At 53.1% G+C, this 11,115-nt stretch carries 18 protein-coding genes; 15 read left to right on the forward strand and 3 right to left on the reverse strand.

Annotated features, from left to right (window positions below; all coding sequences use genetic code 11):
• The first annotated feature begins 1 nt into the window (after window position 1).
• The 15 genes from rplF (at window position 2) to AC6BYQ_RS26990 (ending at window position 7,770) form a co-directional block, all read left to right on the forward strand.
• Window positions 2-535: a 50S ribosomal protein L6 gene (gene rplF / locus AC6BYQ_RS26920; RefSeq protein ID WP_004929751.1), complete on the forward strand. Its 534-nt coding sequence runs from the start codon at window positions 2-4 to the stop codon at window positions 533-535.
• Between the two features lie 9 nt (window positions 536-544).
• A complete protein-coding gene (gene rplR, locus AC6BYQ_RS26925; RefSeq protein WP_004929748.1) occupies window positions 545-898 on the forward strand; it encodes a 50S ribosomal protein L18 in 354 nt (117 codons plus the stop codon).
• A gap of 14 nt (window positions 899-912) precedes the next feature.
• Entirely contained in the window at window positions 913-1,413 is a 501-nt protein-coding gene (gene rpsE, locus AC6BYQ_RS26930) for a 30S ribosomal protein S5 (RefSeq protein ID WP_004929747.1), read from the forward strand.
• Window positions 1,414-1,419: 6 nt separating this feature from the next.
• Window positions 1,420-1,599 carry a 50S ribosomal protein L30 gene (rpmD, locus tag AC6BYQ_RS26935; RefSeq protein WP_048232028.1) on the forward strand — a complete coding sequence of 60 codons (180 nt, stop codon included), beginning with the start codon at window positions 1,420-1,422 and terminating at the stop codon, window positions 1,597-1,599.
• 3 nt (window positions 1,600-1,602) lie between these two features.
• Window positions 1,603-2,037, forward strand: coding sequence for a 50S ribosomal protein L15 (gene rplO, locus AC6BYQ_RS26940; RefSeq protein WP_004929742.1), 435 nt, complete (start codon window positions 1,603-1,605; stop codon window positions 2,035-2,037).
• Between the two features lie 7 nt (window positions 2,038-2,044).
• Window positions 2,045-3,376 carry a preprotein translocase subunit SecY gene (gene secY, locus AC6BYQ_RS26945; protein WP_004929740.1) on the forward strand — a complete coding sequence of 444 codons (1,332 nt, stop codon included), beginning with the start codon at window positions 2,045-2,047 and terminating at the stop codon, window positions 3,374-3,376.
• Between the two features lie 33 nt (window positions 3,377-3,409).
• Window positions 3,410-3,526, forward strand: coding sequence for a 50S ribosomal protein L36 (gene rpmJ / locus AC6BYQ_RS26950; protein WP_002227352.1), 117 nt, complete (start codon window positions 3,410-3,412; stop codon window positions 3,524-3,526).
• A 148-nt stretch (window positions 3,527-3,674) separates the two neighbouring features.
• Entirely contained in the window at window positions 3,675-4,031 is a 357-nt protein-coding gene (rpsM, locus tag AC6BYQ_RS26955) for a 30S ribosomal protein S13 (protein ID WP_004929734.1), read from the forward strand.
• A 16-nt stretch (window positions 4,032-4,047) separates the two neighbouring features.
• Window positions 4,048-4,437 carry a 30S ribosomal protein S11 gene (gene rpsK / locus AC6BYQ_RS26960; protein ID WP_004929731.1) on the forward strand — a complete coding sequence of 130 codons (390 nt, stop codon included), beginning with the start codon at window positions 4,048-4,050 and terminating at the stop codon, window positions 4,435-4,437.
• Between the two features lie 30 nt (window positions 4,438-4,467).
• Window positions 4,468-5,088: a 30S ribosomal protein S4 gene (gene rpsD / locus AC6BYQ_RS26965; protein ID WP_004929729.1), complete on the forward strand. Its 621-nt coding sequence runs from the start codon at window positions 4,468-4,470 to the stop codon at window positions 5,086-5,088.
• Window positions 5,089-5,113: 25 nt separating this feature from the next.
• Window positions 5,114-6,103 carry a DNA-directed RNA polymerase subunit alpha gene (locus tag AC6BYQ_RS26970; protein WP_002919219.1) on the forward strand — a complete coding sequence of 330 codons (990 nt, stop codon included), beginning with the start codon at window positions 5,114-5,116 and terminating at the stop codon, window positions 6,101-6,103.
• A gap of 40 nt (window positions 6,104-6,143) precedes the next feature.
• Window positions 6,144-6,533, forward strand: a complete 390-nt coding sequence (rplQ, locus tag AC6BYQ_RS26975) for a 50S ribosomal protein L17 (RefSeq protein ID WP_004929726.1) — start codon at window positions 6,144-6,146, stop codon at window positions 6,531-6,533.
• Between the two features lie 149 nt (window positions 6,534-6,682).
• Complete coding sequence (locus AC6BYQ_RS26980; RefSeq protein ID WP_019456187.1) at window positions 6,683-7,069, forward strand: DnaJ family domain-containing protein; 387 nt, start codon at window positions 6,683-6,685, stop codon at window positions 7,067-7,069.
• Complete coding sequence (gene zntR, locus AC6BYQ_RS26985) at window positions 7,057-7,488, forward strand: Zn(2+)-responsive transcriptional regulator (protein WP_016930321.1); 432 nt, start codon at window positions 7,057-7,059, stop codon at window positions 7,486-7,488. Before AC6BYQ_RS26980 ends, zntR begins: the two co-directional genes overlap by 13 nt.
• 75 nt (window positions 7,489-7,563) lie before the next feature.
• Window positions 7,564-7,770: an alternative ribosome-rescue factor A gene (locus AC6BYQ_RS26990; RefSeq protein ID WP_004929720.1), complete on the forward strand. Its 207-nt coding sequence runs from the start codon at window positions 7,564-7,566 to the stop codon at window positions 7,768-7,770.
• 57 nt (window positions 7,771-7,827) lie between these two features.
• On the opposite strand, the gene mscL is transcribed toward AC6BYQ_RS26990, so the two are convergent.
• The 3 genes from mscL to rsmB form a co-directional block, all read right to left on the reverse strand.
• Window positions 7,828-8,244 carry a large-conductance mechanosensitive channel protein MscL gene (gene mscL, locus AC6BYQ_RS26995; RefSeq protein WP_015379263.1) on the reverse strand — a complete coding sequence of 139 codons (417 nt, stop codon included), beginning with the start codon at window positions 8,242-8,244 and terminating at the stop codon, window positions 7,828-7,830.
• 137 nt (window positions 8,245-8,381) lie between these two features.
• Window positions 8,382-9,758: a Trk system potassium transporter TrkA gene (gene trkA, locus AC6BYQ_RS27000; protein ID WP_004929716.1), complete on the reverse strand. Its 1,377-nt coding sequence runs from the start codon at window positions 9,756-9,758 to the stop codon at window positions 8,382-8,384.
• A 55-nt stretch (window positions 9,759-9,813) separates the two neighbouring features.
• Window positions 9,814-11,103, reverse strand: a complete 1,290-nt coding sequence (gene rsmB, locus AC6BYQ_RS27005) for a 16S rRNA (cytosine(967)-C(5))-methyltransferase RsmB (protein ID WP_498057820.1) — start codon at window positions 11,101-11,103, stop codon at window positions 9,814-9,816.
• Window positions 11,104-11,115: the final 12 nt, after the last annotated feature.

Here is an 11,115-nt window from a genome sequence, read left to right on the forward strand (position 1 = left end):
AATGTCTCGTGTTGCAAAAGCACCCGTCGTCATTCCTGCCGGCGTAGAGGTAAAACTCAACGGTCAGGTTATTTCGATTAAGGGTAAAAACGGCGAGTTGACTCGTACTATCCACGACGCCGTTGAAGTGAAGCAAGAAGCTAACGCACTGACTTTCGCTCCGCGCGAAGGTTTTGCTAACGCATGGGCTCAAGCGGGTACCACGCGCGCTCTGCTGAACGCAATGGTTGTTGGTGTTACCGAAGGCTTCACCAAAAAGCTTCAACTGGTAGGTGTTGGTTATCGTGCTGCCGTTAAAGGCAACGTGGTGAATTTGGCCCTGGGCTTCTCTCACCCTATCGATCACCAGCTGCCGGCAGGTATCACTGCTGAATGCCCAAGCCAAACTGAAATCGTGCTGAAAGGCGCTGATAAGCAGGTAATTGGCCAGGTAGCAGCAGATCTGCGCGCTTACCGTCGTCCTGAGCCTTACAAAGGCAAGGGTGTTCGTTACGCCGACGAAGTCGTGCGTACCAAAGAGGCTAAGAAGAAGTAAGGTAACACTATGGATAAGAAATCTGCTCGTATCCGTCGTGCGACCCGCGCACGCCGCAAGCTCCAAGAGCTGGGTGCAACCCGCCTGGTGGTACATCGTACCCCGCGTCACATTTACGCACAGGTGATTGCTCCAAACGGTTCTGAAGTACTGGTAGCCGCTTCTACTTTAGAAAAAGCTATCGCGGAGCAACTGAAGTATTCCGGTAACAAAGACGCAGCAGCAGCCGTAGGTAAAGCTCTGGCTGAGCGCGCGTTGGAAAAAGGGATTGCGAAAGTATCCTTTGACCGTTCCGGTTTCCAATATCATGGTCGAGTCCAGGCACTGGCAGATGCTGCCCGTGAAGCTGGCCTTCAGTTCTAAGGAAGAGGTTTAAGATGGCTCACATCGAAAAACAAGCTGGCGAACTGCAGGAAAAGCTGATCGCGGTAAACCGCGTATCTAAAACCGTAAAAGGTGGCCGTATTTTCAGCTTTACCGCACTGACTGTAGTTGGTGATGGTAACGGTCGCGTTGGTTTTGGCTACGGCAAAGCACGCGAAGTTCCAGCAGCGATCCAGAAAGCGATGGAAAAAGCCCGTCGCAACATGATGAACGTCGCGCTGAACAGCGGCACCCTGCAGCACCCTGTTAAGGGCGCTCACACGGGTTCTCGCGTGTTCATGCAGCCTGCTCATGAAGGTACCGGTATCATCGCGGGTGGTGCAATGCGCGCCGTTCTCGAAGTTGCTGGGGTGCACAACGTATTGGCTAAAGCTTATGGTTCCACCAACCCGATCAACGTGGTTCGTGCAACTATCGACGCTCTGGCGAATATGAAGTCTCCTGAAATGGTCGCTGCTAAGCGTGGTAAATCCGTTGCCGACATTCTGGGGTAATTGACCATGGCTAAGACTATTAAAGTTACACAAACTCGCAGCTCAATTGGCCGTCTGCCGAAGCATAAAGCTACTCTGCTCGGTCTGGGTCTGCGTCGTATTGGTCACACCGTAGAGCGCGAGGATACTCCTGCTGTTCGCGGTATGGTCAACCTGGTTTCCTACATGGTTAAAGTTGAGGAGTAACAGATGCGTTTAAATACTCTGTCTCCGGCTGAAGGTGCCAAGCATGCGCCTAAGCGTGTAGGTCGTGGTATTGGTTCTGGCCTGGGTAAAACCGGCGGCCGTGGTCACAAAGGTCAGAAGTCTCGTTCTGGCGGTGGCGTACGTCGTGGTTTCGAAGGTGGTCAGATGCCTCTGTACCGTCGTCTGCCGAAATTCGGCTTCACTTCACGCAAAGCGATGATCACGGCAGAAGTTCGTCTGTCTGAACTGGCTCTGGTTGAAGGCGATGTTATCGACCTGAACGCGCTGAAAGCCGCTAACGTAGTTGGTGTCCAGATCGAATTCGCGAAAGTTGTACTTTCTGGCGAAGTCGCTCGTCCGGTAACCCTGCGTGGTCTGCGTGTCACCAAAGGCGCTCGTGCTGCTATCGAGGCTGCTGGCGGTAAAATTGAGGAATAAGTAGCAGATGGCTAAGCAACCAGGATTAGATTTTCAAAGTGCTAAAGGCGGGCTCGGCGAGCTGAAGCGCAGACTTTTGTTTGTCATCGGCGCGCTGATTGTCTTCCGCATCGGCTCTTTCATTCCGATTCCTGGTATCGATGCCACTGTGCTTGCCAAATTGCTTGAGCAGCAGAGAGGCACTATCATTGAAATGTTTAACATGTTCTCTGGTGGTGCCCTCAGCCGTGCTTCTATCTTTGCTCTGGGGATCATGCCGTATATCTCGGCGTCGATCATTATCCAGCTGCTGACGGTGGTTCATCCAGCGTTGGCGGAAATCAAGAAAGAAGGGGAGGCTGGCCGTCGCAAGATTAGCCAGTACACCCGTTACGGTACGCTGGTATTGGCCATATTCCAGTCGATCGGTATTGCTACCGGTCTGCCGAATATGCCTGGTATGCAGGGCCTGGTGTTAAACCCAGGCTTTGCATTCTACTTTACTGCGGTTGTGAGCCTGGTAACCGGGACAATGTTCCTGATGTGGCTGGGTGAGCAGATTACTGAGCGCGGTATCGGCAACGGTATCTCGATCATTATCTTCGCGGGTATTGTAGCGGGGCTCCCGCCGGCAGTGGCCCATACTATTGAGCAAGCGCGGCAAGGCGACCTGCACTTCCTCCTGCTGCTGTTGGTTGCAGTATTGGTGTTTGCAGTAACCTTCTTCGTTGTTTTCATCGAGCGTGGTCAACGTCGTATCGTCGTTAACTATGCGAAGCGTCAACAAGGTCGTCGTGTTTATGCAGCACAGAGTACACACTTACCGTTGAAAGTGAACATGGCGGGTGTTATCCCGGCGATTTTCGCTTCCAGCATTATTCTGTTCCCGGCCACGATTGCATCATGGTTTGGGGGCGGTACCGGTTGGAACTGGCTGACTACGATTTCGCTGTATTTGCAGCCAGGGCAACCGCTTTATGTGTTACTCTATGCGTCTGCAATCATCTTCTTCTGTTTCTTCTACACGGCGTTGGTTTTCAACCCGCGTGAGACAGCAGATAACCTGAAGAAGTCCGGTGCCTTCGTACCAGGAATTCGTCCGGGAGAGCAAACGGCGAAGTATATCGATAAAGTAATGACGCGTTTAACCCTGGTGGGCGCGATGTACATTACTTTCATCTGCCTGATCCCGGAGTTCATGCGTGATGCAATGAAAGTACCATTCTACTTTGGTGGTACCTCGCTACTGATCGTGGTTGTCGTCATCATGGACTTTATGGCTCAAGTGCAAACTCTGATGATGTCAAGTCAGTACGAGTCTGCATTGAAGAAAGCAAATCTGAAAGGCTATAACCGCTAGTCAGATTCGTTTGAGAAGTTACGGAGAGTAAAAATGAAAGTTCGTGCTTCCGTCAAGAAATTATGTCGTAACTGCAAAATCGTTAAGCGTAACGGTGTCGTTCGTGTGATTTGCAGCGCCGAGCCGAAGCATAAACAGCGTCAAGGCTGATTATCTCGCATATTTTTCTTGCAAAGTTGGGTTGAGCTGGCTAGATTAGCCAGCCAATCTTTTGTATGTCGCACTGCAACATTATTTGAGTATCCTGAAAACGGGCTTTTCAGAATGGTGTTGCTGTATAAAATAGTAGGAGTGCATAGTGGCCCGTATAGCAGGCATTAACATTCCTGATCATAAACATACCGTTATCGCCTTAACGTCGATCTTCGGTATCGGTAAAACCCGTTCACAGGCTATCTGTGCATCTACGGGTATTGCTGAAAATGTTAAGATCAGTGAGCTGTCTGAAGAGCAAATCGAAAAGCTTCGTGATGCAGTTGCCAAATACACCGTTGAGGGTGATTTGCGTCGTGAAATTACCCTGAGCATCAAGCGTCTTATGGACCTTGGTTGCTATCGTGGTTTGCGTCATCGTCGTGGTCTGCCGGTACGCGGTCAGCGCACCAAGACCAACGCTCGTACCCGTAAGGGTCCGCGCAAGCCGATCAAGAAATAATCGGGGTTATTGAATAATGGCAAAGGCACCTGTTCGTACACGTAAGCGTGTAAGAAAGCAAGTCTCTGACGGCGTGGCTCATATCCATGCTTCTTTCAACAACACCATCGTTACCATCACTGATCGTCAGGGTAATGCTTTGGGTTGGGCAACAGCCGGTGGTTCCGGTTTCCGTGGTTCTCGTAAGTCCACTCCGTTCGCAGCACAGGTTGCAGCAGAACGTTGTGCTGACGCAGTGAAAGAATACGGTATCAAGAACCTGGAAGTTATGGTTAAAGGACCTGGTCCTGGTCGTGAGTCTACTATCCGCGCTCTGAACGCGGCTGGTTTCCGCATCACTAACATTACTGATGTGACTCCGATCCCTCATAACGGTTGTCGTCCGCCGAAAAAGCGCCGCGTGTAACGCAGCTTTTAGGATTGTTGGAGAAAGAAAATGGCAAGATATTTGGGTCCTAAGCTCAAGCTGAGCCGTCGTGAGGGCACAGACCTGTTCCTTAAGTCTGGCGTTCGCGCGATCGATTCCAAGTGTAAAATTGAACAAGCACCTGGTCAGCACGGTGCGCGTAAACCGCGTCTGTCTGATTACGGTGTTCAGTTGCGTGAGAAGCAGAAAGTTCGTCGTATGTACGGCATTCTGGAGCGTCAATTCCGCAACTATTACAAAGAAGCAACCCGCCTGAAGGGCAACACCGGTGAAAACCTGTTGCAGCTGCTGGAAGGTCGTCTGGACAACGTTGTTTACCGTATGGGCTTCGGCGCTACTCGTGCAGAGTCACGTCAGCTGGTTAGCCACAAAGCAGTTATGGTAAACGGTCGCGTTGTTAACATCGCTTCTTATCAGGTATCTCCGAATGACGTAGTCAGCATCCGCGAGAAAGCTAAAAAGCAGTCTCGTGTTAAAGCTTCTCTGGAGCTGGCTGAGCAGCGTGAAAAGCCGACTTGGCTGGAAGTTGATGCTGCTAAGATGGAAGGCGTGTTCAAGCGTATGCCTGAACGTACCGATCTGTCTGCGGACATTAACGAACACCTGATCGTCGAGCTTTACTCCAAGTAAAGCTTAGTACCAAAGAGAGGACACAATGCAGGGTTCTGTGACAGAGTTTCTAAAACCGCGCCTGGTAGATATCGAGCAAGTCAGTTCGACGCACGCCAAGGTGACCCTTGAGCCTTTAGAGCGTGGCTTTGGCCATACTCTTGGCAACGCACTGCGCCGTATTCTGCTTTCATCTATGCCGGGTTGCGCGGTGACCGAGGTTGAGATTGATGGTGTACTGCATGAGTACAGCACCAAAGAAGGCGTACAGGAAGATATCCTGGAGATCCTGCTCAACCTGAAAGGGCTGGCGGTGAGAGTTCAAGGCAAAGACGAAGTTATTCTTACCCTGAATAAATCTGGCATTGGCCCTGTGACCGCTGCCGACATCACCCATGATGGTGATGTCGAAATCGTCAAGCCTCAGCACGTGATTTGCCACCTGACTGATGAGAACGCGGCTATCAGCATGCGTATCAAAGTTCAGCGCGGTCGCGGTTATGTGCCGGCTTCTGCCCGAATTCATTCGGAAGAAGATGAGCGCCCAATCGGTCGTCTGTTGGTTGACGCCTGCTACAGCCCTGTAGAGCGTATCGCCTACAATGTTGAAGCTGCGCGTGTAGAACAGCGTACTGACTTGGATAAGCTGGTCATCGAGATGGAGACCAATGGCACGATCGATCCTGAAGAGGCGATCCGCCGTGCGGCCACCATTCTGGCTGAACAACTTGAAGCTTTCGTTGACCTGCGTGATGTACGTCAGCCGGAAGTTAAAGAAGAGAAACCAGAATTCGATCCGATCTTGCTGCGCCCTGTTGACGATCTGGAATTGACTGTCCGCTCTGCTAACTGCCTCAAGGCAGAAGCTATCCACTACATCGGTGATCTGGTACAGCGTACCGAGGTTGAGTTGCTGAAAACGCCAAACCTGGGTAAAAAATCTCTTACCGAGATTAAAGACGTGCTGGCCTCACGTGGTCTGTCTCTGGGCATGCGCCTGGAAAACTGGCCGCCGGCAAGCATTGCTGACGAGTAACCGGATCACAGGTTAAGGTTTTACTGAGAAGGATAAGGTCATGCGCCATCGTAAGAGTGGTCGTCAACTGAACCGTAACAGCAGCCATCGCCAGGCTATGTTCCGTAACATGGCCGGCTCTTTGGTTCGTCATGAGATCATCAAGACGACCCTGCCAAAAGCAAAAGAGCTGCGTCGCGTTGTTGAGCCGCTGATTACTCTTGCCAAGACCGACAGCGTAGCTAATCGTCGTCTGGCATTCGCCCGTACTCGTGATAACGAGATCGTGGCAAAACTGTTTAACGAGCTGGGCCCGCGTTTCGCGAGCCGTGCCGGTGGTTACACTCGCATTCTGAAGTGTGGCTTCCGCGCAGGCGACAACGCGCCGATGGCATACATCGAGCTGGTTGATCGTGCTGAGTCTCAAGCAGAAGTGGCAACTGCAGAGTAATCTGTAGACGCGTAAAAAAACCGGGCTTGCCCGGTTTTTTTACGTCCAAATCCAGCCAAATGTGCGCAATTCCCCCTGCTGTGCTTAAGATCCCCGCCCCTATCCGCTATGCTAAGGCTTATTCATTAGGCTAACCGAGGCTGTCTGTCATGGGATTGCTCGATCAATGGGCGGAACGTCATATCCTTGATGCCCAGGATAAAGGCGAGTTCGACAATCTGCCCGGCCAGGGGCAGCCGCTGGTGCTGGAAGATGACAGCGCGGTGCCGCCCGAGCTACGCGCCGGTTACCGTTTGCTGAAAAATGCCGGTTACCTGCCGCCGGCGCTGGAAGATCGCAAAGAGGCATTAACCGTTGCTCGCTTACTGCAAGAGATTAATAGCGAACATCCGGACTATGTCGATCTCAGCAAGCGCATGGCACTGCTGGAACATCGATTGCGCCAGGCTGGGATGAGCACGGATTTCTTGCATGGCGAATATCAGCACGCACTGGACGGCAAATTCACCCGAGAGGAGAAGTCATGTTCAAGATAGGTCAGTTGGCCAAGCTCGCCGAAGTGACGCCGGATACCGTGCGTTACTATGAAAAGCAGGGCATGATGGATCACAATGTCCGCACCGAAGGCGGTTATCGGCTGTATACGGAGCAGGACCTGCAGCGGCTGCGTTTTATTCGCTATGCCAAACAGTTGGGCTTTACTCTGGAAACGATCGCCGAACTGCTGTCGATCCGGGTTGATCCTGAACACCATACCTGCCAGGAATCGAAGTCGATCGTCGATGCTCGCCTGAGCGAAGTGGAAAGCAAGCTGGCGGAGCTGACCCGCATGCGCGAATCGTTGAAACGCTTGAGTGACGCCTGCTGCGGCACCGCCCATACCAGCAACTATTGTTCTATTCTGGAAGCCCTGGAGCAGGGCGCCAGCGATGATAAAGGCAAAAAAGGTTGCTGACGGCACTTTAATTTTTATATTGCCGGCAGTATTATCGGCTCGTTTTATTACCTTACCTTTTACAGGAGCATTACCATGACGAAATATCGTCACACTAAAGGCCAGATTCAAGATAACGCCATTGAGGCGCTGCTACATGACCCGCTATTCCGTCAACGAGTGGAAAAGAATGTGAAAGGCAAAGGCAGCTATCGGCGTAAAGAAAAACACAACAAAGGCGGTAACTGGGAGGCCAGTGGCAAACTATCAAACGATAATTTACCACTGGCCTTCTGGTTTTAAGGCATTAAAAAAGCCACCGATGAAGGTGGCTTTTTATTGGCGTAACCTAATGCTGTTTTACAGCTTTGGCTGCTGTTGCTGGCTCAGCAAATCACGGATTTCCGTCAGCAGTTTCTCTTCTGCGGTTGGTTCTGGCGGCGCTGCCGGCGCTTCTTCCTGCTTGCGGCGCATCTTGTTCATCAGTTTAATCGCCAGGAAGATAGCAAAGGCGACAATCACAAAGTCAAATACGGTCTGGATGAATGAACCATAGTTCATTACCACCGCCGGTACGGCGCCCTGAGCTTCACGTAACACCAGATGGAACTGTTTAAAATCGACGCCGCCAATCAGTAAGCCCAACGGTGGCATGATGATATCGGCCACGAAGGACGAAACAATCTTGCCGAATGCAGCACCGATAATCACACCGACGGCCAGATCGACCACGTTGCCGCGCATGGCAAATTCGCGAAACTCTTTCAACATACTCATAGAACACACCCCTTGCAGAATTAATAACTCAAGTTTAACAAAGCAATTTCCCTTTGCCACAAATGGAGAGAAGTTTTATCTCCTCCCAAGGCAGAGAACAACTACGCAATTATAGACCATCGCCTAATAAATTCGTTCTACAAGAAAAACGGACTCGGTTGGAACAAGCGTTCAACGTCGGGCACAAATTTCTTGTCGGTAATAAACATGATGACGTGATCGCCCTGTTCGATTTTGCTGTTACCGTTGGCGATGATCACGTCGTCGCCTCGCACGATAGCGCCGATGGTGGTACCCGGCGGCAGCTTGATGTCTTCGACGATGCGGCCGACCACTTTGGAGGTGCTTTCGTCGCCGTGGGCAATCGCTTCGATCGCTTCAGCTACGCCGCGGCGCAGCGACGAAACGCTGACGATATCCGCTTTGCGCACGTGTCCCAGCAGGGCGGAGATGGTTGCCTGCTGGGGAGAAATGGCGATATCGATCACGCTGCCTTGCACCAGATCGACATAGGCACGGCGCTGGATCAATACCATCACCTTCTTGGCGCCCATGCGCTTGGCCAGCATGGCCGACATGATGTTGGCCTCATCGTCGTTAGTGATGGCGATGAAGACGTCCACCTGCTCGACGTGCTCTTCGGCCAGCAGCTCCTGATCCGAAGCATCGCCGTAGAACACGATGGTATCGTGCAGCTGTTCGGCCAGTTCGGCGGCGCGTTGCTGATTGCGCTCGATCAGTTTGACGTTGTAGTCTTTTTCCAGCTTGGCGGCCAGGCCGGCGCCGACGTTGCCGCCGCCGACGATCATGATGCGCTTATAGGGTTTTTCCAGCCGTTGCAGTTCGCTCATTACCGCGCGGATGTGCTGTGAGGCGGCGACGAAGAACACTTCATCGCCGGCTTCGATAATGGTCGAGCCCTGCGGTCGGATCGGACGATCCTGGCGGAATATGGCGGCGACGCGGGTATCGATATGCGGCATGTGTTCGCGCATCGAAGAGAGCGCATTGCCGACCAGCGGGCCACCGTAATAGGCTTTAACCGCGGCGATGCTGACCTTGCCTTCAGCGAAGTTGACCACCTGCAGGGCGCCAGGGTATTCGATCAGCTTGTAGATATAGTCGATGACTAGCTGCTCCGGCGAAATCAGATGATCGATCGGCACCGCTTCCGGCAGGAACAGTTTCTCCGACTCGCGGATATATTCCGGCGCGCGGATGCGGGCGATGCGGTTAGGGGTATTAAACAGAGAATAGGCGATCTGGCAGGCGATCATGTTGGTTTCGTCGGAGTTGGTGACCGCGACCAGCATGTCGGCGTCTTCTGCGCCGGCTTCGCGCAGCACCCGAGGGTGGGAACCATGTCCCTGAACCACCCGCAAATCGAATTTATCCTGTAGTTGGCGCAAGCGGCCGGAATCGGTATCGACGACGGTGATATCGTTGTTTTCACCCACCAGGTTTTCCGCCAGCGTCCCGCCAACCTGACCGGCACCAAGAATAATTATTTTCATCGTGTTCTCTGCTTCACACTGAAAGACTTAGGGCGCGCACGCACGCCCTGAAGAATTACATTTTAATCAGCTTAGCGTAAAAGAAGCCATCGCCATCCTCGGGATGCGGGATATTCTGTCGCCCTGGCCGCTGTGCATCGCCGGTTTTAACCAGCTTGGCATCGGCGTGGCGCTGCAAGAACGCGGTAATCTGGCTGCTGTTTTCATCCGGCAGGATAGAGCAGGTTGCGTAAACCATCACGCCACCTGATTTCAGATGCGGCCAGACGGCTTCCAGGATTTCGGCCTGCAGTGCGGCGAGCTCGGCGATGTCGCGATCGCGGCGCAGCCATTTGATATCGGGGTGACGGCGGATCACGCCGGTGGCGGAGCAAGGTGCGTCCAGAAGGATACGGTCGAACTGCTTGTCACCGCACCATTGTTGCGGAGTGCGGCCATCACCCAGTTTAACCTCCGCGTGCAAACGCAGGCGTTGCAGGTTTTCTTTCACCCGCGCCAGACGTTGCTCGTCGATATCGACGGCCATCACGTGCGCTTTCGGCGCCGCTTCCAGGATATGCGTGGTTTTACCGCCAGGTGCGGCGCACAAATCGAGGATCTGCTCGCCGTCTTGCGGATCCAACAGATCGACACAGCCCTGGGCCGAGGCATCTTGTACGGTGACCCAGCCTTCGGTGAACCCAGGCAGATCGGTCACGGCGCAAGGCGCCAGCAAACGCACCGCGTCCGCATAGTCTGCATGAGGCTCTGCGGCGATGCCGGCGTCGGTCAGCAACTGCAGATAAGCTTCGCGGGTGTGGTGCAGGCGGTTGACGCGTAGCCACATCGGCGGCTTCTGGTTATTCGCGTCGACGATCTGTTCCCAGTTGGCGGGATAAGCCTGTTGAATGCGTTTCAGTAACCAGCTGGGATGCAGATAGCGGCTGTCATTATTGGCGGCGCGTTGCAGCAGCTCTTCCTGCTGGCGTTGAAATTGGCGCAAAACGCCATTAATCAGGCCTTTTAACTGCGGGCGTTTCAGCGCTACCGCACCTTCCACGGTTTCCGCCAGCACGGCGTGCGCCGGGATGCGGGTATACAGCAGCTGGTACAAGCCGACCATCAACAAATAGTGTAGCGTGCGCTGCTTGCCGGTCAGTGGCTTGGCCATCAATTGTTGAATGCACCATTCGAGCTGCGGCAGCACGCGTAACGTGCCGAAGCACAGTTCCTGCAGCAACCCGCGATCTTTGTCGCTGATGGAGGTTTGCAGCGCTGGCAGGACAGTGCTGAGCGACTGCCCTTGATCCAGCACCTGGCCGATGGCTTTGGCAGCGATGCTGCGGAGATTGTAATTATTTTTCATAGGCTAAAGCTG

The organism is Serratia sp. LTN-2 (assembly GCF_059740205.1).